The organism is Mesorhizobium sp. M0626 (assembly GCF_040320665.1).
Classification (GTDB): domain Bacteria; phylum Pseudomonadota; class Alphaproteobacteria; order Rhizobiales; family Rhizobiaceae; genus Mesorhizobium.
Window position 1 is genome coordinate 195,679 of the sequence record NZ_JAMYQD010000002.1, and the last position, 21,039, is coordinate 216,717.

Below are 21,039 nucleotides of genomic sequence, written 5' to 3' on the forward strand. Positions count from 1 at the left end.
CACTTTCCCTTGCTAATTCAGACGCGCGACGCGGCGCCGCTTTCGTCTCGCCTTGATCGCGGCGATGCGATCGGTGTCTTTCGGCTGCAGATGCAGCCCGCGTTCGAGGATTTCGAGCGTGTATTCCTCATAGGTCAGGCCAAGCCGCTCGGCCTTTTCCATGCGCATCAGCATCACGTCACGGCTTGGCGCCTTCCACGCCTTGGCATGCGCTGCCTGCCAGGCCAGGAAGATGTAGGGATCGCCCTTGCCCCATGGCGGGCCCTTGTAATCATCGAGCGGCGGTCCGCCATTGTCGGAGCGCTTGGGACGTCTTGCCACGATTTCAGCCCCTGACCAGCGCAACCAGATAGTCGGCCGGCTGCGGTCCGACGGCATGGAACGTGCAGTCCGACGGCGCGCCGAGCGCCAGGCAGTCGCCGGGCTCGAGACTATGCACCATATCACCCTCGGTGAACTCAAGTCGCCCGGAGATCAGCCACATCTGCTGCTTGATGAAGGCATAGGACGCCGCCGGGAAACTCACACTGGCGCCAGCCGGCAGTTGCACCCGGATCAATTCGAGCGGCGTGTCGGAAACCGGCGACAGATGCCGACGGACATAGCCCGTACCGGGGTCGCGCCATACCGGCTGCTCACTCTCGCGCAGCAGGCCGCCACCTTGCTGCTCGGCGCGTGCTATCAGCGTCGACAGCGTCATGCCGAAAGCAGCGGCGATGCGCACCAGCAGCGCGGCCGTCGGGCTGGTCATGCCGCGCTCGATAGTGCTGAGCATGGCTTTGGAGACGCCGGAGCGGTTCGCCAGGTCGGCCAACGACCAGTCCCGCAAGGCTCTTTCGGCGTGGATTCGTCTGCCTATCGTGGCCGACATGTCATTCGCTATATCAGTCATTCGTCCAATATATCGAATATTTGGATTCGGAAAAGAGGCCGGCCGGTTGAATTTTCGCTGACGGGTTAACCCCTGCTACACCATCCCGCATCACGCCACCTTAACCCCGTCTGTGTAGGATCGAGGCTCCACGAGAATGGGGATCGGATCGTATGTTTGTCGAGCGCGAAGCCTCCGTCGGCGAACCGACCTCGCAGGAGCGCCGCCGCGCAGAGCAGAGCGACAAGCGCATTCTCGGCAACGTCGTGCAGTGCGACGGTGCGCGCGCCACCATCAGCGCCTATGCCGACGACATCGAAGGCGCGGTCACCGGCCTGTGGACCGTCGGCAAGATGATCTCCATCAATCTCGGGACATCGCGCACCGTTGGTCTGGTCTACGAAATCGGCAAGTCGGATCGCGCCTGGAGCAATGAGGGACAAAACCCCATCGAGGTCAGCGTCGAGCTGATCGGCGAAGTGCGCGACGGCGCCGAACCGGGGGCCAAACCGGTGTTCGACCGCGGCATCACCACCTATCCTCATATCGGCGCCATAGCGCACCGCATCCGTACCCGTGATCTGCAGGCGGTCTACGATCTCGCCGGGCGTCATTCGATCACCATCGGTACGCTGTCGCAGGATGAGTCGATCGACGCCAACATCGCCATCGACGACACGCTGGCGCGCCATTTTGCCGTTGTCGGCACAACCGGCGTCGGCAAATCCACCGCCATCTCGCTGCTGCTGCGCAAATCGATCGCCGCCCGGCCCGATCTGCGAATCCTCATTCTCGATCCGCACAATGAATTCGCGGCATCCCTGCCTGAGTTCTGCGTCCGGGTCGATTCCAAGACGCTTGATCTGCCGTTCTGGATGTTCAGGCTCGAAGAATTCGCCGAAGTGCTGTTTCGCGGCCGAGAGGTCGTGCCGGAAGAAGTCGATGTCCTGCGCGACCTGATCCCCGCCGCCAAGAACCTCTATCGCAATCCCAATTCAGGCTCTTACGTGCGCCGCGGCAGCGATGCGCTGACCGCCGACACGCCGGTGCCCTACCGCATGGTCGATCTCATCAAGCAGATCGACGAGCGCATGGGCCTCTTGGAAAGCAAGAACGACCGCCCGACGCTGAAATCGCTGAAGACGCGCATCGAGTCCGCCGCGTCCGACCCGCGCTATCGCTTCATGTTCAATTCGCGGCTAATCGAGGACACGATCCACGAGACGATCGGCAATATTTTCCGTGTGCCGCATCATGGCCGCCCGGTGACCTGCTTCGAGATGGCCGGCATGCCGTCCGAAGTGGTCAACTCCGTCTGTTCGGTGCTGGCTCGGCTCGCCTTCGACCTTGCGCTGTGGAGCGAGGGCCGGCTGAAGCTGTTGCTGCTGTGCGAGGAAGCACACCGCTATATGCCGGCCGATCCACGCCTTGGCTTCGCCCCGACAAGGCATGCACTGTCGCGCATCGCCAAGGAAGGCCGCAAATATGGCTGCTATCTCGGCGTCGTCACCCAGCGCCCGGGTGAACTCGATCCGACCATCCTGTCGCAATGCTCGACCTTCTTCGCCATGCGGCTGGCCAATGAGCAGGACCAGGCGATCATCCGCTCGGCGATCGCCGATTCCTCCGCCTCGACGCTGGCCTTTCTGTCCTCCATGGGCCAGCGCGAAGCCATCGCCTTCGGTGAAGGCGTGGCGACGACCATGCGGCTGAAGTTCGAAAAACTGGCGGAGAACCTGATCCCCGGCACCGCCAAGCGAGAGCAGGACGAGTTCTCGCAGGACGGCAACGACGTCGATCTCGCCGCCATCGTCGAGCGGCTGCGCAACGTCCCGAAGCCGCAGCAGCAGATGGCCTTCGCCGAGGTCGTGGACTCCGGCCGCCAGGCCGGCGATCCCGATTACCGCAAGCCGGCCACCGCCCAGCGCGTCCAGCCCGACGACGATTTCGACCTGCGCTACGGCCTCAAGCCCACAACCTTCGGCATGCGCCCGCAGAACGATTGACCTTCAGCGTAGCGACTTTTTTGCCGGCCAATTGAGAAGCCGCCGGAGCGCCAGGGCTCGGCTTCGTTGGCCCGCTTGGGCAAAATCCCGAAAGGGAATTCATCAGGCCGGATTGAATGGCGTGGCTTTCGAGAAGCCGGAGCGGAGCGGACATTTAGTCCGTGAGCACCGGAAGTCGAGAAAGCCACGTCAGGCAACCGGCCTCATGAATTCTTCTTCGGGATTTTAGGCGCAGACGCGGTTGCGGCCTTGCCTCTTCGCCTCGTAGAGCTGGCGGTCGGCGCGGCGGTAGAATTCCTCGGCCGTTTCCTTCCGATCCCAGACGGCAAGACCGACGCTGGTGGTGATCTTGAGGCGGACATTGCCCGACAGCACCGACATGTTGGCAATCGCCTTGCGGATGCGTTCGGCGAACTTCCCCAACAACTCCGCGTCCATGTTGGGGGTGACAACGGCGAACTCTTCGCCGCCGAGCCGCGCCACCACGTCGTGATAGCGCGTCATGCCTTTGAGGCAATTGGCGACTGCCCTCAGCACCTCGTCGCCGACATCGTGGCCATGCGTGTCGTTGACCTGCTTGAAATGATCGAGGTCGAGGATCATCAGCCCGACGGGCTTTTCGATGCGGCGGAATTCCTCGAGATATTCCTTCAGCGCATCGTCGAAATAGCGCCGGTTCTGCATGCCGGTAAGGCCGTCGGTCAATGCCGCATGCTGCAGCGTTTCCGAGCGGGCGCTGAGCGAAACCGTCATGGCGCGCAGCTTGCCCTCTTCCGTCGCCTGCCTACGGATCAACGGGTAGATGAAGAACACGCCGAAGAACAGCGCTGTCGCCAGCAGCACCCCGGTGACAAACAGCAGCGTGTTGAGATAAGCGATCCTCTCGACCCGGGAAGTCGTATCGTGACCGACCGCGATGGACTGCAATTGACCATAGGCATAAAGCGTCACCAGGCCTGCGGCCAGGATCACGAAAATAAAGACGAAAAATGCGGATTCCGCCTTGTGGAAACGCATCTGCTCCCCGTTGGAAAAGTACCCCCCGGATCTATGGCATGCCGGCGCCTTACGGACGGTTAATCCAGACAACCGGAGCGGGAATGTTCATTCCTACTTCTGTTTCTTTAATTGTATTAGCAGCACGAAAATCAAATCACGGCTTGCAGGCCGTCGCCGGGCCGCAATCTCAGCCATTCCGGTCCCAGCTGATGGCGAAACCACGTCGTTTGCCGTTTGGCATATTGCCGCGTCGCTGCCTTGCAGCGCTCGATGGCCTGAGGAAAGCTGATGTCACCGGCCATGGCGGCCGAAAGTTCGCGAACGCCGATCGCCTTCATCGCCGGCAGCTCGGGATCGAGGCCAAGCGCCGCAAGCCGTTTGACCTCATCGAGCGCGCCGAGATCGAGCATGCGGTCGAACCTTGTTTCGATCCGCTCGACAAGGGCGGCGCGGTCCGGCTCGATAACGAAGAACCGAGCGCTGTCGCGGTCGATCAGCGGCCGGCCGCGCGCTGCCTGCCATTCGAGGATGGAGCGGCCGGATGCATCGAGCACCTCCAGCGCCCGCACGATGCGCTGGCCGTCGGTCGGCTTCAGCTGCATGGCGACCGCCGAATCCTCATGCATCAGGATGCGGTGCAGCTTGGCTGCGCCTTGCTCCTTTAACTCGTAGCGCCAGCGGTCGCGTACCTGCTGCGGAATGTCGGGCATTTCCGAAATGCCCTCGGCAAGTGCGCGAAAATAGAGCCCGGTGCCGCCGACGAAAATCACCGGACGTTCAAAGGCGGCGGCGTCGGGCTGTCGGGCGAGCGTGCCGTCATCGATCAGCTTCATCACGTCGCGCAGCCAGGCGCCGGTGGAATAGGCGGTGGAGGGATGCACGTGGCCATAGAGAAAGTGCGGCGCGCGGGCGAGATCGGCGGCATTCGGCCGCGCCGTCAGCACGTCGAGCACCGAGTAGCCTTGCATGGAATCGGTGTTGACGATGACACCGCCCTTGCGTTCGGCGAGATCGAGCGCCAGCGCCGACTTGCCGCTGGCGGTCGGCCCGGCTATCAGGATCGCGTTCTTCACGCGGCCCTCGCCCGCCTGCCCGCCCTCGCCTAGCTGCTTGGAAGTCTCGATGCCGCTCATTGCCACGCTTGTGTCTCACCCCGTCCGCCGCGCGATGTCGGCCTCGCTTGCGAATATGGCCTCACGGTCGGTCGGCGCAAGCGCTGTTCGCTGGCTGGGCGAAGGCGTCGCCTGCGATCTGGTGTTGCCCGAGGGGGCAGAAGCCGCTGAGGCAAGTGCGGCCTTGCGCACAGCACTTGGTTCAGAGCCGGTCGACGTGATCGTTCAGCAGGCCGAAAGCCGCCGCAAGACAATCCTGCTTGCCGATATGGATTCAACCATGATCGACCAGGAATGCATCGACGAACTCGCCGACGAGATCGGCGTCAAGGACCGCGTTGCCGCCATCACGGCACGCTCGATGAACGGCGAGATCGCTTTCGAGCCGTCGCTGCGTGAACGCGTGGCGCTGCTGAAAGGCCTCGATGCCGCCGTCGTCGACCGCATCATCGCGAACCGCCTGACGCTGGCGTCGGGCGGCCGCGCTCTGGTGCAGACGATGCGCGCCAATGGCGCCTGGACGGCGCTTGTCTCCGGCGGCTTCGACGTCTTCACCAGCCGTGTCGCCGCCATGCTCGGCTTCGAGGAAAACCGTGCCAACCGCCTGATCGAGGAGAACGGGCGCTTTGCCGGCCTGGTCGCCGAGCCGATCCTCGGCCGCGCCGCCAAGGCCGATGCGCTGAACGATATCTCGGCCCGCCTCGGCCTGACGCCATTCGATGCGATTGCGGTCGGCGACGGCGCCAACGACCTCGACATGATCCGCCTGGCCGGCACCGGTGTCGCGCTCCACGCCAAGCCGGCCGTTGCTGCCGAAGCCAAGGTCCGCATCGACCATGGCGATCTCACCGCGCTGCTTTATCTCCAGGGCTACCGCCAGGAAGAGTTCGCCCAATGAAACCGATGCGCACCGAGCGCCTCATCTGCGCAACTGGGAAGACCGCGACCGCGAACTCTTCCACCGCATCAATTCGGACGAGCGGGTGATGGAATTCTTTCCGTTCCGCCGCGACCGCGCCGAGACGGATGCCAAGATGGACGAGTTTCGGGGCTGGATCGCCGAGGACGGCTTTGGTTTTGCCGCCGCCGAGATCGCCGCGACTGGGGAATGCATCGGCTTCGTCGGTCTCTTAAAGACCGATCACGTGCCGTCCCTGCCTTCCGATACGATCGAGATCGGCTGGCGGTTGGCGCCGGAATTCTGGCGCAAGGGCTATGTCACGGAGGCCTCCGAAGCCTGGCTCGCCTTTGGCTTCGAAACGCTTGACCGCGACGAGATCGTCTCCTTCGCCGTCGCAGCCAACCGCCGCTCGACGGCCGTCATGGAGCGTCTTGGCATGAGCCCTGACCCGGCTCGCGATTTCGACCACCCATCCATCCCTGACAGCCACCCGCACCTCAAGCGGCATGTCCTCTACAAACTGTCACGCACGGACTGGCAGGCACGAAAAAGGGCGGCTCGCTAGCCGCCCTTTCCCTGAAGACAATCGGTTATGGGGCTTTCCGGACTCAATCCATCCGGATCGTCACGAAGCGCAACTCGCCTGTCTTGGACGCCAGCATCAAGAGCGCATTCTTGCGGCCCTGCTCCTTCAGCGCGCCGATCCGGTCCATCACGTCCTTCGGGGTCGCGACCGATTCCTGGGCGATTTCGGTGATCACCTCGCCGGCCTGGATGCCGCGCTCGGCGGCGGCCGAATCCTTGGTGACGTCGGTGATGACGACGCCGGAGACGTCGGCCGCGATGCCGAATTTTTTCCGTGTGTCGTCATTGAGCTCGCCGACGGTCATGCCGAGCACCGAGGCCGTGGAGACCGCGGGCGCCTTGTCGCCGCCCTTGTCCTCATCGGTAGTGCCGTCCTCACCGGCAGCGACCTTCTCGCCGTCCTCAAGCCGGCCGAGCGTCACCTTCACCGTCTGCTCGACGCCCTTGCGCACGATGATCACGTCGACCGCCTTGCCGACCGGGCTTTCCGCCACGACGCGCGGCAGGTCGCGCATTTCATGGATGTCCTTGCCATCGAACTTGATGATGACGTCGCCGGCGAGAATTGTGCCGTTGTCGACCGGTCCGCCCTTGATGACGCCGGCCACCAGCGCGCCCTTGGCGGTCGCCATGCCGAGGCTCTCGGCGATGTCGTCGGTCACCGGCTGGATGCGCACGCCGAGCCAGCCGCGACGGGTCTCGCCGAACTGGCGCAGCTGGTCGACGACGCCCGAGGCAAGCTGCGAGGGGATGGAGAAACCGATGCCGATCGAGCCGCCCGACGGCGAGATGATCGCCGTGTTGATACCGATGACCTCGCCCAGGCTGTTGAACAGCGGCCCGCCGGAATTGCCGCGGTTGATGGCGGCGTCGGTCTGGATGAAGTCGTCGTAGGGGCCGGAATTGATGTCGCGGTTGCGGGCCGAGACGATGCCGACCGTCACCGTGCCGCCAAGGCCGAACGGATTGCCGATCGCCATCACCCAGTCGCCGACGCGCATCTTGTTGGAATCGCCGAACTTCACCGCCGTCAGCTTGTGGCCCTTCGGGTCGACCTTGAGCACCGCCACGTCGGTCTTGGTGTCGGTGCCGACCAGCGTCGCCTTGAGCGTCACGCCGTCGGAGAAATTCACCTCGATATCGTCTGCATCGGCGATGACGTGGTTGTTGGTGACGACAATGCCTTGCTCGGCGTCGACTACGAAGCCGGAGCCCAGCGACTGCACTTTTTGCGCGCCGCCATCCTTGTCGCCGCCACGGTTCTTGAAGAAGTCGTCGAAGAAATCCTGGAACGGCGAACCCTCGGGCAGCTGCGGCATCGGCACCGCGCCCGGACCTTCCGTGCCCTTCACGGTCTGCGAGGTCGAGATGTTGACCACCGCACCGAGCAGGCCTTCGGCGAGGTCGGCAACCGAAGCCGGTCCGTCCGCGGCCACCGTCGGCGTCACGAAAGCCGGAACGGCAAGCGCGCCGACCATAAGTGCCGCAGCACCTGCGATGAACGTCCGCCGCGCCGCGCGCAGAAGGGTGTTGGATGTCATCGAAAGCCTCCCGGAATCTGAAAAGAAAAAGCGCTTCGGCAAAACGCCGCGTCGCGTCATGTTGGCAAGAAATACGGCACGTTTGCGGCTATGGCCACATCAGGAGGATAAATCCTCCGTTACACCTTAGAGCGGTTCGCCGTTTCGCGGAAACGGCGAACCGTTCAATCCCTTTGCTTTTACGCAATTCCGGACGGAAAACCGCTCACACTTTCCTGGAATTGCAGATCAGCGGTCCTCAGCCACGCACCAACCAGACGATGCCGACGCCGATGGCGATCGCCACCAGCCCGACGATGCGCAGCGCAATTTCCGGCGTCGACAGCACTTCGCCGGCAAGACGTTTGGCAAGGCCGGGAAAGCCGCCATAGACCAGGCCCTCGACAACGAGGACCAGGCCTATGGCCGCAAGGAAATCCTGCACCGCCCTACTGGGCGGGTGCAGGTTGTGCAGCCGGCGCGGCAGGTGCCGTCGCCGGCGCGGCAGGTGCCGTCGCCGGAGCCGCAGGCGCCGCCGGCTTCGCGTCCGTCCCGTCCGGATTGCGGAAGAAGCGGAAGAACTCCGAGTTCGGCGACAGCACCATCGTCGTCCCGGAGTTGTCCAGCGCCGTGCCATAGGCATTCATCGACCGGTAGAAGTCGAAGAACGCCGGATCGCGTTTGTAGGCGTCGGCAAAGGTCGCGCTGCGCTGGGCTTCACCTTCACCACGCAGGATTTCCGATTCCTTGCGCGCTTCGGCGACGATTTCCACCACTTCGCGGTCGGCGCGGGCGGTGATGCGCTGCGCGGCCTCTTTGCCGCGTGCCCTCAGCCGTTCGGCCTCGGCCAAACGTTCGGCCTTCATGCGGTCGAAGGTCTGCTGCGAAACCTCGGCCGTCAGATCGGTTCGGCGGATGCGCACATCCTCGATCTGCAGGCCGAGCGAGGTGGCGTCGGGCCGAAGCTGATCGCGCACTTCGCGCATCATCACGGCCCGCTCTTCCGAAAGCGCCGCCTCGAAGTCGCGCAGACCGTAGACACGGCGCAGCGCCGCATCGAGACGCGTCCTCAGTCGTGCTTCGGCCAGTGTGATCTGACCGGACACGGCTGAGCGGAACACGCGCGGATCCGAGATGCGGTACGCGATGAAAGCGTCGACCTCGTAGAACTTGCCGCCCGAAACCTGGACGCGGATGTTATCGAGATCGAAGCGCAGCACCCTGTTTTCGATCAACTGCACGCTGTCTGCGTCGAAGAAGGCGAAAGGCGCCTTGAAATAGATGCCGGGTTCATTCTTGACGTCGACGATCTCGCCGAACCGCAGCACGAGCGCCTGCTGGCGCGCGTTGACCACGAAGACCGAGGAGTAGAGCAGGAACAGAAGCACGGCCGCGATGACCGCGATGATGGGAAGACGATTGGCCATCACTGGGCTCCTCCCGTGGTCGCGCCGGCAGGCGCCGGCGCCTTCGGCTGCAGTGCCGGCAGCGGCAGATAGGGAACGACGCCTTGTCCATTGCCCTGTTCGACGATGACCTTGTTGGAATCCTTCAGCACCTTTTCCATCGTTTCCAGATAAAGCCGCCGGCGCGTCACATCGGGCGCCTTGGCGTATTCGTCATAGACCGAGATGAAGCGCTGCGCCTCACCTTCGGCTTCCTGGACGACACGGTTCTTGTAGGCTGCCGCGTCCTCGCGGATCTGCGCCGCGGCGCCACGCGCCTGGCCGAGCTTCTGGTTGGAATACTGGTTGGCCTGCTCGACGAACTTGTCTTCGTCCTGCTCAGCGCGCTGCACTTCGTCGAACGCGTCGGCCACTTCACGCGGCGGCGCCGCGTCCTCGATCGAAACTGCGTTGACGTTCAGGCCGGCCTTGTAGCCGTCCAGCGTCGTCTGGATGATTTCACGCACCGACGCCGCAATGCCCTGACGGTCGTCGCGGAAGATGTCCTGGGCCGGTCGCCGGCCGACCGCTTCGCGCATGGCGCTCTCTGCGACCTGCTGCAGCATGCCTTCTGGGTCGGAGACGTCGAACAGATAGGCCCGGGGATCGGAGACCTGATAGGCCACCGAAAACTGGACGTTGACGATGTTCTGGTCGCCGGTAAGCATCAGCCCCGACGAGTTGCCGCTCGTCGCGCCGCCACCACCGATATCGACGAGTTGTTCGGCGATGTTGGCCGTCTCGACGGTTTCGACCGGCCACCAATGGAAATGCAGACCCGGCTGCGACAGCTCCGCCTTCGGCTTGCCGAAGCGCAGCTCGACCGCAACCTCGTCCGGCTGCACGGTGTAGACCGCCTTGAACGCCCACAGCACGATCAGAGCCGCTGCGATCAGCGCAAACACGGCCGGGCTGGCGCCGCCGCCACCGGGCAGCGCGCGCCGCAGCCGGTCCTGGCCGCGGCGGATGATGTCTTCGAGATCGGGAGGTGACCCCGGCGGGCCGCTGGGCCCCTTGGGTCCCTGCCCCCAGGGTCCCTGATTGTTGCCGCCGCCGCCGCCCCATGGGCCGCCGCCACCGCCGCTCTTGTCGTTCCAGGGCATGAATGTCCTTTCGCTTGGAATTCCCTCGGCGCCGGCGTTGCGGCGCAAAATCCAGTTGTTCTTCTATAGGGATGCCGCGATGCGCTTTCAACGCGATCCGCTGCCGAGCATGTCCGTTTTGGACGTTCGCGACCCTTTTATCGTCTCAATGCACGCCGCGGCGTCGCTCGTAAACCGAATAGCGCGTCGCATGGCTGTCCTTTTCACCGGCCGGAACGTCCTGAGCGCTGACAAGGCGCCACAAATCCGGATCCATGTCGGGAAAATGCGCGTCGCCATCGACCGCCGCCAGCACATGGGTGACGTGCAGCCGGTCTGCCAGCGGCAGCGCCTGCGCATAGATCTCGCCGCCGCCGATGATGCAGATTTCGTCGACGCCGGCCATGCAACGCCCGCGCACCGTGGCCAGCTGGATCGCTGCCTCCAGCGAGTGCGCCACCTCTATGCCCTCGGCGCGCCAGGCCTTGTCGCGGGTCACCACGATGTTCAATCGGCCCGGCAGCGGCCTGCCGATGCCTTCATAAGTCTTGCGGCCCATGATGACGGGCTTGCCCATCGTATCGGCCTTGAAGCGCTTGAGATCGGTGGACAGCCGCCACGGTAAGCCGCCGTCGCGCCCGATGACGCCGTTCTGCGCAATGGCGACATAGATCGCGACGTCCATCAGTTGGCTCCCCCGGCGCCGTCATCCGACGGATCCAAAAGCAATATGTCGATGTTGTGCTCGGGATAGAGATCCTGCGCCGCCGTCTCGAAGGTCGTCGGCCCGACCTTCTTGACATTGTCGCCGCAAAACGAGATCAGCGCTTTCGGATTTCCCTTGTCGACGGTTAGCTTGAACTTGCCGATGCTGCCATTGGCCCAGTTGCCGCCGGTGGTCAGGATATAAGCGATACGGTTCTCGTAAAACTTGGGATAACCGTCCGGATCGTCCTTGGCCGCCTTGCGCACCGCATCCTCGAACGCGTCGTCCATGCAGAACCGGGTCTTGTAGCTTGTATATTGGCTGCCCTCGGAGAACTTGCCGTCATAGAAGAAACTGACCGATGACGTGCCGCCGACGCTCGGTTTGTAGCGGTGCGAGACATGGACATCCTTGTTGGCCGGAAATGTCGAGCGCCACCAATAGGTCGAGCGCAACTGCCACCACGGCGTATAGACCTTGTTCGCCTCGGTACCGTCGCTGCCCGTATCCTCGATGATGATGCCGCGGTTTTCCCAATCCTCGGCAACCGTTTTCGGCAGCTTCGCCAGGGCCGCCTTGGCCGCATCGCCGAACGGATTGAACGGCACGTTCTGCGCCTTCAGATCGGCGCCGATATCGATGCCGACAGCGAACACTTTCTGCTCGAGCTGCGGCTTTGCCGGCGCTCCGTCGATCGTCACCTCGAAGCCAAGGAAATTGTCGCTCTGGTTTTCCGGGATGGCCGGCATTTCCTCCGGATTGCCTTCGATGTCCGGCAGCGGAAAAGCGACGATGGCATTTACATCCTTGTCGGTGTTGTTGTGGAAGACGTAGTCGACCGTGATCTTTTCCGGCGAGATATAGAGATCCTCGCTTTGCATCGACACCGCGTCGCTACGCGACAGGATCAGGCCACCTGTGCCGAGTTCGGCGGTCGTATCATTGGCCAGCGCGGGCACGGCTAAAAGCGCCAGCGCTACGGACAGAACATATTGCAACATCGAAGCCCCTCGCCAAGAATGCCGCGACCCTAGCCGTTTCAATGTGGCGTTTCAAAGCCTTCCGTCTCCCAGCAGGACGCCACAGTGTCTGGACACGCCAATCGGCGGTCTGGACTAACAGGTTTCGATCGGGCAGGAGTTCGCGTCATGCGCAAGCTTCTCGTCATCGGCATCGGCGCCGGCAATCCGGACCATATGACCGTGCAGGCCATATCAGGCCTAAACCGGGCGGACGTCCTGTTTATCCCCGACAAGGGGGCGAAGAAGAACGACCTTGCCGAATTGCGCCGCCATATCTGCGACCGTTTCGTCAGCAATCCGAAATCGCGCCGCGTCGAGTTCGACGTGCCGGTGCGCGCCGAGCCGGCGCCTTCCTATCGCTCGACCGTCGATGACTGGCACGAGGCCATCGCCCAGATCTATGAGAGCCTGGTCCGCGACGAACTTGCCGAGGACGGCTGCGGCGCCTTCCTGATCTGGGGCGACCCCTCGCTCTATGACAGCGCGCTGCGCATTCTCAAGCGCGTACGGCTCAGAGGCAATGTCGCATTCGAATTGGAGGTCATTCCCGGCATCACCGCCGTCCAGGCGCTCGCCGCCGGCCACAAGATGGCGCTGAACCGCATCGGCGACCCCGTGCTGATCACCACCGGCCGCCGCCTCGCCGAACAAGGCATGCCGCACTATGCCGGCAGCGCCGTGGTCATGCTCGACGGCAAATGCGCCTTCAACACGCTGGCAGACAAGGATCTGATCATCCATTGGGGCGCCTATCTCGGCACACCGGACGAGATCATCGTTTCCGGTCGCCTGGGTGATGTCGGCGAGGAGATTGAGAGGACGAGAGAAGAAGCCCGGAAAAGAAAGGGCTGGATCATGGACACCTATCTGCTGCGTAAAGCAGGAGAGCCCGAGGAATAGCGCGCTCAAAGGTCGAGTTCCTTCGCGCCCCCCTCTGTCCTGCCGGACATCTCCCCCTCTAGTGGGGAGATTGGCCGTCACGGAGGATTTCGCCAATCGCCTAACAGATTAGCGCCCGTCTACGGGCTAGCTGATCTCCCCCCTTGCGGGGGAGATGTCCGGCAGGACAGAGGGGGGTGTGACGGATCGCAAGCTTCAACCCTCACCCAGCATCGATCTCCGCCTGCAAGGCGTCCATATGCGTGGCCGCCGCTGCCGCCGCAGCGCGCTCGATAGCGCGAAAACGGCTGACAACTGCAAGGCCAACTGAGGTCAGCTGTGCGCCGCCGCCCTTTTTGCCGCCGGTCTGCGCCGCGACCAGTGGCTTGCCGAACACACGGTTCATATCTTCCACCAAATCCCAGGCGTGCTTGTAGGACATCTCCATGCCGCGTGCCGCAGCCGAGATCGAGCCGAAAGTGGCGATCTGCTCCAGCAATTCGATCTTGCCCGGACCTATGCGCCCGTCCGGATCGAGATTTATCCGCAGGCTCAGCGACGGCATCTCTTGTCCTCCACAGTCACACTAGCCCCTCTCGACCCATAGCGCTATTCCAAAACGATATAGCGGTTATCAGCCATCCGCTTCGGCCGGCAGCCCGGCGCCGGTGTTGGCACGGTCGAAACTGACCGTCTTGATCACCGCGAAGACCTTGCCGCCGAGTTGAAGGTTCAGTACCTGCCTGGATTGTTCGGTAATGCGCGCAAGCACGGTTGCGCCATTGCAGTCGATGCCGATTTCGACCGTCGGCCCCTCGCCCGAGCCGATTGTGACGATGGCGCCCGGCAGGATGTTGAGCGCACTGAGACCTTTCGGCTGTTCGGTGGCGATCATCACGTCGCGGGCGCGGATTCGGATGCGCACAGGCGCGCCGACCGAGACCGCCAGAAGCGGCACCCGGATTTCGCCCGCCGCCGAGCCGAGCACGGTCATCCCGAAGATCTCATCATGGCGCAGCACCTTGGTGTCGAGCACCGCGCCGCCCTCGCCGCGTTCCTCCGCCGGCAGCAATTCGAGCCGTTGCATTATCGCGCCGGTCGGACCGGAGGCTGCGACCTTGCCTTGCGCCATCACCACCACGTCGCTGGCCAGCCGCGCCACTTCGGCGACGGAATGGCTGACATAGACGATCGGGATCTTCGTCTCGTCGCGCAGCCGCTCGATATAGGGCAGGATCTCGGCTTTGCGCGCATCGTCGAGCGAGGCCAGCGGCTCGTCCATCAACAGCAGTTTCGGGCTGGCAAGCAGCGCCCGGCCGATCGCCACGCGCTGCTTTTCGCCGCCCGAGAGCTTTGCCGGTCGCCGGTCGAGCAGAGGACCGATGCCGAGCAGTTCGACGACCGCGTCGATATCCGCATAGCGCTCCGCCGGTGGCGTGAACCAGCGGCCATAGCGCAGATTGCCGGCCACGCTCATATGCGGAAACAGCCGCGCGTCCTGGAACACCATGCCGATCCGGCGCTTGTGCTTCGGCACGAAAATGCCGGCATCGGTGTCGACCAGCACACAGCCGTCGACCGCGATACGGCCCTTGGTCGGCCGGATCAGGCCGGCGATCACGTTGATCAGCGTCGTCTTGCCGGAGCCCGATGGCCCGAACAGCGCCGTCAGCCGCCCGGCGCTTTCGAAACGCGCGTCGACGGCGAAACCGCCGAGCCGATGGCTGATGTCCACCAGCACGCTCATTCGATGTCCATCCGCCGGCCGACGCGCCGCGCCAGCACTTCCGAGGCGACCAATGCGGCCATCGAGATGACGATGGAGATCAGCGTCAGCCTGAGCGCCCCGTCATCGCCGCCAGGCACCTGCGTGAAGGTGTAGATCGCCGAAGGCAGCGTCTGCGTCTCGTTGGGAATGTTGGAGACGAAGGTGATCGTGGCGCCGAACTCGCCCATCGCCTTGGCGAAGGACAGGATCGAGCCGGCGATCAGCCCGGGCAGGATCAGCGGCAGCGTGATGGTGGCGAAGACCCAAATCGGGTTGGCGCCGAGCGTTCCCGCCGCTGCCTCCATTTTGCGGTCGACCGCCTCGATCGACAGCCGGATCGCCCGCACCATCAGGGGAAAGCCCATGATACCGCAGGCCAGTGCGGCGCCGGTCCAGCGAAACGAGAAGACGATGCCGAAATGCTCGGCCAGGAACGCTCCCGCCGGCCCGCGCCGGCCGAAGGTAAGCAGCAAGAGATAACCTGTCACCACCGGCGGCAGGATCAATGGCAGGTGAACCACACCGTTGAGCAGCGTCTTGCCCCAGAATTTTCCGCGGGCCAGCAAAAGCGCCATCAAGATGCCCGGCGGCAGGCTGAACAGCATCGCCACCGTCGCCACCTTGATCGACAGCCGGACCGCATTCCATTCGTCGGGAGTGAGGTCCAGCAGCCAGTTCATGCGTCAGCCGCTACCTTAATTGCTCGGCGTGAGCACGGTGAAACCCTGATCCCTAAACAGTTCCGCCGCCTTGGCGGACTGCAGGCACTTCAGGAAGGCCGGCGTATCCTTGTCCTTCGAATCGGTGGTCTGGGCAACCGGATAGATGATCGGCGGGTGCGAATCCTCCGGGAAGGTGCCGACCACCTTGACGCCCTTGTCGGCATGCGCGTCGGTGGCATAGACGATGCCGAGCGCGGCCTCGCCCGTTGAAACCAGCTTCAGCGCGGCGCGCACATTCTCAGCCTGCGCCACCTTGCCTTCGACCGACGACCAGACGCCGAGCGATTCAAGTGCCGCCTTGCCGTATTTGCCGGCCGGCACCGCCTTGACGTCGCCCATGGCGAGCCTGCCGTCGCCAACCAGCTTGGCGAGGTCGAAGCCTTTCTCGATCCTGGTTTCGACCTTGGAATCCTTCGGCGCCACCAGCACGATCTGGTTGCCGAGCAGTTTCACCTCGGTGTCCGGCTTGGTCAGTTTCTTGTCGGAGAGATATTTCATCCAGTCGAGGTCGGCCGAGATGAACACATCGGCGGGCGCCCCGAGTTCGATCTGCTTGGCCAGGGCCGAGCTCGCGGCGTAGGAGACGGTCGCCGCTTCACCGACATCGGCTTCGCAGGCCTTGGTGACGGCGTCGAGCCCGTCCTTGAGGCTGGCTGCGGCAAACACGATCACCTTGTCTCCCGCGTGAGCCGCCGGCATCGCGGCCATCAGAGCTGCGGCAAAGCCGCCAATCGCGATTGCCCTCATACCAAAACCTTTGTGCCCCAACATGAAAACTCTCCCTGGGCTTGAAATCTGCTGGCTCGACTCCTGCCGACCGATATATCTGGATGAATATAACAAGGGAAGGCCGCCTCCTGCGAAAGCGTATGTTCGGCATCGATTGTTCTGGTTTGGACGTGCACCGAAACCCGGAAAGGAACTCCGATGAAGATCAGCGCCCGCAACATCCTCAAGGGAACGATCGTCGAGATCGTCAAAGCACCTCGCCTGTCCGCGGTGATGTCGCCGGCTCCGTCGTCACGCTTCGATCACCAACGAGGCCGTTGCCGATCTCAAGCTCGAAAAAGGCAAGCAGCCTATGCCATGATCAAGGCAACCGACGTCATGGTCGACATCGATTGAGGGTCGGAATTGATTGACGGTGGACGGATCAGACCGCGATCGGCGCCTTGATCGACGCGTCGGCAAAATAGTTTTCCAGCCGGAAATCCTCGAAGCGGAAGGCGAACAGGTCCTTCACCTCCGGATTGATCCACAGCGTCGGCAGCGCCTTGGGTGTGCGCCGCAATTGCTCGCGCGCCTGCTCGAAATGGTTGGAATAGAGATGCGCATCGCCCAGCGTATGGACGAACTCGCCGGGCTTCAGCCCGGTCACCTGCGCCACCATCAGGGTCAGCAGCGCGTAGGAAGCGATGTTGAAGGGTACGCCGAGAAAAATGTCGGCCGAGCGCTGGTAGAGCTGGCAGGACAGCTTGCCGTCCGAGACGTAGAACTGGAACAGGCAGTGGCAGGGCGGCAGCGCCATCGCCTCCACTTCGGCCGGGTTCCACGCCGAAACGATCAGCCGGCGTGAATTCGGATTCCTGCGTATCTCCTTCAGAACATTGGCAATCTGGTCGATCGACCCGCCACGGCCATCCGGCCAAGAGCGCCACTGCTTGCCATAGACCGGGCCGAGATCGCCATTCTCGTCGGCCCATTCGTCCCAGATCGAAACGCCATGATCTCTAAGGTATTTGATGTTGGTGTCGCCGGCCAGGAACCACAGGAGTTCATGGATGATCGACTTCAGATGCAGCTTCTTGGTGGTGGTGACGGGAAAGCCGCGCGACAGGTCGAAGCGCATCTGGTACCCGAACACCCCACGCGTGCCGGTGCCCGTGCGGTCGCCACGATCGGCGCCATTGTCCAGCACATGCTGCAAAAGGTCGAGATACTGGCGCATCGGCTTCGCCTCGATTCGGGGTTACCGCCACCATAACCGACTGGCCGCCGACCGAACACAGCAAAAGGGACCAGAACGCGGCTTGCCCCATCTCTCAAGAGGTGGCGCTGCCCCTCACCTGCCTGCCGGCATCCTCTCCTCGTATAGGGACGGGGAGAGGGGCGCAGTCATCAGCGGTTTCGCCAATCACAAGCTTGTTCGAGAGAGAGAGCCAAGGCTGCGGTCAGCCCTTTCTCCCCGTCACTATACGGGGAGAAATGCCCGGCAGGGCAATGAGGGGCGGTGCTGACCTACGGTGAGGAGCAAAATCAAACGCGCGCTCTGCCTATCGGCAATAATCTCTACAAAGAGCCGAGCTTGCCCAGATCCTTGGCGACCAGATAGTAGAAAGTCACGCGGCTCTTGGAGCTGTCGGCGGCCAACGCCTTGCAGGTCTTCTCGATCGCTGAGTCGGCTTTCGCCCCGTCGGTCACGCCGAGTTTCTTGGCAACCCAGTTGGTCTTGACGCGCTCCAATTCCTTGGGGTCGGTGCAGGATACCAGCGAGGAATCGCGGTTGCGCAGCGCGATGCCCAGATGTTTCACAATCTTGGCAACCACATCGGCATTTGCGGCGGCGTCGTATTTCTTCACGTCTGCGAGATAATCGGCCATCAAATTTCCCCATGTCGGCGCCACGGGATCCGATCGATGAGGGCTGTGGCGCGCTGCCGCAACTTGTGCGCTATGTCGATGCTCCTCACCATCGCAAAGCTTCGGTTGAGACCGCGCGCGAGTCAACCCTCGGCGCCGCAGTTTGGTGCGGCCAAGAAGTGCCATTGCGGCCTTTCATTTTGTGCGCCGCCCCCCTATATTCGTTTTGTCGGCTTGACCGACTATGGCGATAAATGGGCGATGTAATAAGCCGTTCGGACCCGGGGGCGGTACCCGGCGCCTCCACCAAGAACCGCTCTGTGATCAGAGCGGCTGTTGCTGGGGGCGAAATAGGATCGACGAAGGTGTAAAGATCGTACTTTTGCCCGGCATGGTACCACCGTCATCGGGCTAAACCTGTAGTTGCAAATGACAACTATGCGGAAGCACGTCTCGCCGCGTAAGCGGTGCGATAGCTTCAAATCAAGCCCTAGAGGTTCGCACTTCTAGGCGGGGTTCGGAGGTACCTGGCAACAGAAACCTCCACTTCTCCCCTCCTCGATATCGTACGCTCAATGCCGGCTGCCGCTGGCCGGATTTCGCATGACGATGGGCCGCGAAGCCTACACAAATTGAGCCATGAGCTGGTGCAATTTGCCGCCGGCGTCGGTCGAAGGCCGTGGTTCTGGCCGGGGCCGGATTACCCCAGACGTGAAAAAGGCCGGGATGACCCGGCCTTTCCGGTCGATTGCGGTCAGCTTACTCGGCCGGCGCTTCAACGGCTTCGCGCGAGCGGCCAAGCGTCAGTTTGGCCAGCGTGAACGAGATCACCGCGCAGAGCGTGATGCCGGCCACCATGGGCAGCGGGGTGCCGTCGAAGAAGATGCCGGCGACGCCCATCGCCAGCGCACCGATGGCGAAGTGCAGCGTGCCCATCAGCGCCGAGGCCGTGCCGGCGATCTCGCCATGCTCTTCCATGGCCAGCACCGACGTCGTCGGGATGACCAGGCCAAGGAAGCCGTAGCCGACGAACAGCAGTGCCGCCATAACATCGAGCCGGTCGACGCCGGTTGCCATGACTGCGAACAGCACAACCATCGTCGTGGCATAGCCGGTTACCGCCACCCAGACGACGCGCTTCAGCCCGAAGCGCTCCGACAGCATCCCCGTCAGTTGCGACATGCCGATGAAGGCCACCGCATTGATCGAGAAGAACACGCTGTAGACGGAAGGCGACAGCCCGTAATGGTCGATCAGGATGAAGGACGAACTCGAGAGGTAGACGAAGAAGCTGGCGATGCCGAAGCCGGCGATCGCCACCAGGCCGAGGAAATTGCGGTCACCCATGAGGAAGCGATAGCCGGCGAGTGCGGTTCCGAAGGAGGAACCGACGCGTTCTTCCGCCGGCCGCGTCTCCTTCAGCGAGGTCGCCAGCAGAATGGTGGCCAGCAGGGCCGCGCCCGTCACCGTCCAGAACACGGCGCGCCAGCCGAAATTCTCGATGATCTGGCTGCCGGTCAGCGGCGCCAGGATCGGCGACACCGAAAACACCAGCATCAGCAGCGACATCAGCTTGGCGGCTTCGGTGCCGGTGTGCAGGTCGCGCACGATGGCGCGCGGCACCGCCATGCCGGCGCTGGCGCCCAGCCCCTGCAGGAAGCGGAAGGCGATCAGCCATTCGATGGTCGGGCTCATGGCCGAACCAATGCCGCCGACCATGAACAGCGCAAGGCCGCCGTAAAGCGGCAGCTTGCGGCCGACCATGTCGGAGATCGGTCCGACGACGATCTGGCCGAAGCCCATCGACAGGAAGAAGATCAAAAGGCTCATCTGAACGGCGGCGGTGCCGGCATGCAGATCTTCGCCGATCGAAGGCAACGCCGGCAGATACATGTCGATGGCGAAGGGGCCGATAGCGGACAACAGGCCGAGCACGACCGCGATGCGGAGGAATTTGGGACTCATGATAAAGGCTTCTTTCAAGTCTGGTTGGCGCCGCCAACGCGACGACTAACCCTAGGACGTTCCATCCCGTTGAAATCCGACGGCTCAGAGCGAGATTATTCGTCTCTACGGAGCGAATTCCCATTTATTGTGTCCACAAATTTAGACAGCCTTGTCTAATTCGTCAATCACCTCTATATAGATTTCTATGAAGCTTGCCGTTTCTCCTGACATTTTCCCGCCACGCGGCCACGAGGCCAAGCGTATGTCGATTATCGATGCGGCGGCTTCGGTCTTTTGCCGGGAAGGCTTTGCCGGCGCGAATATCGACCTGATCGCGGTGGAGGCCGGCGTGTCGCGCCAGACCATCTATAATCACCACCGCGACAAGGAAAAGCTCTTCATGGCTGTGGTGCGCGATCTGACGGAGCGCTGCAATGCCGGCATCTTCGCCACCTTCGCCTCTTTCCCAGACCAGCCGAAGGATCTGGAAGCCGACCTGATTGGCTTTGCCGTGCGCATGAATCAGAACTGCATCTGCAACCGCGACGGACGCTTCCTGCGCAAGCTGATCCAGACCGAAGGCGAGCGCTATCCCGAGCTCTTCGCCGAATGGCGCGACCAGGGGCCGGGCCGGACTTGGCCGGCACTTGCCGCCCGTTTTGCCCGCCTCGCCCATGCCGGTCATCTCGCGGTCGACGATCCCGATGTCGCCGCACGCCAGTTCCTGGCGCTAGCCAACGCCGAACTGCAGACCACCTTCATGCTAGGCGGCATGCCGTCGGAAGATGAAGTGCTGCAATCCGCGACCCACGGCGTGCGCACATTCCTGCGCGCCTTCGGCAAGCGCAGATCAGCGGCAGCGGTGGAAAAACAGCTGGCCAGCGCCTGAACGCC

At 63.0% G+C, this 21,039-nt stretch carries 21 protein-coding genes, 1 other RNA gene and 2 pseudogenes; 7 read left to right on the forward strand and 17 right to left on the reverse strand.

The features are described 5' to 3' along the window. Positions 1-12: 12 nt before the first annotated feature. Together NKI37_RS03010 and NKI37_RS03015 are read right to left on the reverse strand one after the other, a co-directional pair. Positions 13-321: a hypothetical protein gene (locus NKI37_RS03010; protein ID WP_352789989.1), complete on the reverse strand. Its 309-nt coding sequence runs from the start codon at positions 319-321 to the stop codon at positions 13-15. A 4-nt stretch (positions 322-325) separates the two neighbouring features. Beyond that, positions 326-892 carry a helix-turn-helix domain-containing protein gene (locus tag NKI37_RS03015; protein WP_023668339.1) on the reverse strand — a complete coding sequence of 189 codons (567 nt, stop codon included), beginning with the start codon at positions 890-892 and terminating at the stop codon, positions 326-328. 152 nt (positions 893-1,044) lie between these two features. On the opposite strand from NKI37_RS03015, the gene NKI37_RS03020 reads away from it, so the two are divergent. Continuing rightward, positions 1,045-2,877: an ATP-binding protein gene (locus tag NKI37_RS03020; protein ID WP_023668338.1), complete on the forward strand. Its 1,833-nt coding sequence runs from the start codon at positions 1,045-1,047 to the stop codon at positions 2,875-2,877. 225 nt (positions 2,878-3,102) lie between these two features. Here the strand turns inward: NKI37_RS03020 and NKI37_RS03025 are convergent, their stop codons facing one another. Further along, a complete protein-coding gene (locus tag NKI37_RS03025; RefSeq protein WP_023690907.1) occupies positions 3,103-3,894 on the reverse strand; it encodes a GGDEF domain-containing protein in 792 nt (263 codons plus the stop codon). A gap of 131 nt (positions 3,895-4,025) precedes the next feature. Continuing rightward, the gene (gene miaA, locus NKI37_RS03030) at positions 4,026-5,009 is read right to left on the reverse strand and encodes a tRNA (adenosine(37)-N6)-dimethylallyltransferase MiaA (RefSeq protein WP_352789992.1); all 984 of its coding nucleotides are present in this window, start codon (positions 5,007-5,009) and stop codon (positions 4,026-4,028) included. On the opposite strand from miaA, the gene serB reads away from it, so the two are divergent. Then, entirely contained in the window at positions 4,999-5,886 is an 888-nt protein-coding gene (serB, locus tag NKI37_RS03035) for a phosphoserine phosphatase SerB (protein WP_352789994.1), read from the forward strand. The genes miaA and serB overlap by 11 nt on opposite strands. Continuing rightward, positions 5,883-6,454 (forward strand): annotated as a pseudogene (locus tag NKI37_RS03040) (GNAT family N-acetyltransferase). Before serB ends, NKI37_RS03040 begins: the two are co-directional and overlap by 4 nt. A 43-nt stretch (positions 6,455-6,497) precedes the next feature. Here NKI37_RS03040 and NKI37_RS03045 read toward each other — a convergent pair. From NKI37_RS03045 to NKI37_RS03070, 6 genes are all read right to left on the reverse strand, one after another. Next, positions 6,498-8,015, reverse strand: coding sequence for a DegQ family serine endoprotease (locus NKI37_RS03045; RefSeq protein WP_023682088.1), 1,518 nt, complete (start codon positions 8,013-8,015; stop codon positions 6,498-6,500). Positions 8,016-8,253: 238 nt separating this feature from the next. Further along, complete coding sequence (locus NKI37_RS03050) at positions 8,254-8,439, reverse strand: DUF2065 domain-containing protein (protein WP_023668333.1); 186 nt, start codon at positions 8,437-8,439, stop codon at positions 8,254-8,256. A gap of 4 nt (positions 8,440-8,443) precedes the next feature. Beyond that, positions 8,444-9,421 carry a protease modulator HflC gene (hflC, locus tag NKI37_RS03055; protein WP_023682089.1) on the reverse strand — a complete coding sequence of 326 codons (978 nt, stop codon included), beginning with the start codon at positions 9,419-9,421 and terminating at the stop codon, positions 8,444-8,446. Beyond that, entirely contained in the window at positions 9,421-10,542 is a 1,122-nt protein-coding gene (hflK, locus tag NKI37_RS03060) for an FtsH protease activity modulator HflK (protein WP_023714743.1), read from the reverse strand. Before hflK ends, hflC begins: the two co-directional genes overlap by 1 nt. Positions 10,543-10,687: 145 nt before the next feature. Beyond that, complete coding sequence (locus tag NKI37_RS03065; RefSeq protein ID WP_352789996.1) at positions 10,688-11,206, reverse strand: dihydrofolate reductase; 519 nt, start codon at positions 11,204-11,206, stop codon at positions 10,688-10,690. Continuing rightward, a complete protein-coding gene (locus tag NKI37_RS03070; RefSeq protein ID WP_352789999.1) occupies positions 11,206-12,228 on the reverse strand; it encodes a DUF4424 domain-containing protein in 1,023 nt (340 codons plus the stop codon). Before NKI37_RS03070 ends, NKI37_RS03065 begins: the two co-directional genes overlap by 1 nt. 147 nt (positions 12,229-12,375) lie before the next feature. Between NKI37_RS03070 and cobF the strand changes: the two genes are divergently transcribed. Next, the gene (cobF, locus tag NKI37_RS03075) at positions 12,376-13,149 is read left to right on the forward strand and encodes a precorrin-6A synthase (deacetylating) (RefSeq protein WP_352790002.1); all 774 of its coding nucleotides are present in this window, start codon (positions 12,376-12,378) and stop codon (positions 13,147-13,149) included. A gap of 202 nt (positions 13,150-13,351) precedes the next feature. Here cobF and NKI37_RS03080 read toward each other — a convergent pair whose 3' ends face one another. The 4 genes from NKI37_RS03080 to modA form a co-directional block, all read right to left on the reverse strand. Next, positions 13,352-13,693: a winged helix-turn-helix domain-containing protein gene (locus NKI37_RS03080; RefSeq protein ID WP_023667411.1), complete on the reverse strand. Its 342-nt coding sequence runs from the start codon at positions 13,691-13,693 to the stop codon at positions 13,352-13,354. Between the two features lie 69 nt (positions 13,694-13,762). Further along, entirely contained in the window at positions 13,763-14,875 is a 1,113-nt protein-coding gene (gene modC, locus NKI37_RS03085; RefSeq protein ID WP_352790005.1) for a molybdenum ABC transporter ATP-binding protein, read from the reverse strand. Further along, complete coding sequence (gene modB, locus NKI37_RS03090) at positions 14,872-15,576, reverse strand: molybdate ABC transporter permease subunit (protein ID WP_023667413.1); 705 nt, start codon at positions 15,574-15,576, stop codon at positions 14,872-14,874. The genes modC and modB overlap by 4 nt, the downstream gene beginning before the upstream one ends. A 15-nt stretch (positions 15,577-15,591) precedes the next feature. Then, positions 15,592-16,389: a molybdate ABC transporter substrate-binding protein gene (gene modA / locus NKI37_RS03095; RefSeq protein ID WP_352741349.1), complete on the reverse strand. Its 798-nt coding sequence runs from the start codon at positions 16,387-16,389 to the stop codon at positions 15,592-15,594. A 156-nt stretch (positions 16,390-16,545) separates the two neighbouring features. Here modA and NKI37_RS03100 point away from each other — a divergent pair. Further along, positions 16,546-16,743 (forward strand): annotated as a pseudogene (locus NKI37_RS03100) (TOBE domain-containing protein). Positions 16,744-16,771: 28 nt separating this feature from the next. Here NKI37_RS03100 and NKI37_RS03105 read toward each other — a convergent pair. Both NKI37_RS03105 and NKI37_RS03110 read right to left on the reverse strand, forming a co-directional pair. Next, positions 16,772-17,566, reverse strand: a complete 795-nt coding sequence (locus NKI37_RS03105) for a thymidylate synthase (RefSeq protein ID WP_023733849.1) — start codon at positions 17,564-17,566, stop codon at positions 16,772-16,774. 341 nt (positions 17,567-17,907) lie between these two features. Then, positions 17,908-18,219, reverse strand: coding sequence for a DUF2853 family protein (locus NKI37_RS03110; RefSeq protein WP_023668323.1), 312 nt, complete (start codon positions 18,217-18,219; stop codon positions 17,908-17,910). A gap of 168 nt (positions 18,220-18,387) precedes the next feature. Between NKI37_RS03110 and ssrA the strand changes: the two genes are divergently transcribed. After that, positions 18,388-18,746: a transfer-messenger RNA gene (gene ssrA, locus NKI37_RS03115) on the forward strand. Between the two features lie 211 nt (positions 18,747-18,957). On the opposite strand, the gene NKI37_RS03120 is transcribed toward ssrA, so the two are convergent. Continuing rightward, positions 18,958-20,163, reverse strand: a complete 1,206-nt coding sequence (locus NKI37_RS03120; protein WP_023682099.1) for a multidrug effflux MFS transporter — start codon at positions 20,161-20,163, stop codon at positions 18,958-18,960. A gap of 187 nt (positions 20,164-20,350) precedes the next feature. Here NKI37_RS03120 and NKI37_RS03125 point away from each other — a divergent pair, with 187 nt between their 5' ends. Further along, on the forward strand, positions 20,351-21,034 hold the full coding sequence (locus NKI37_RS03125) for a TetR/AcrR family transcriptional regulator (protein ID WP_023668320.1): 684 nt from the start codon (positions 20,351-20,353) through the stop codon (positions 21,032-21,034). Positions 21,035-21,039 lie beyond the last annotated feature (5 nt).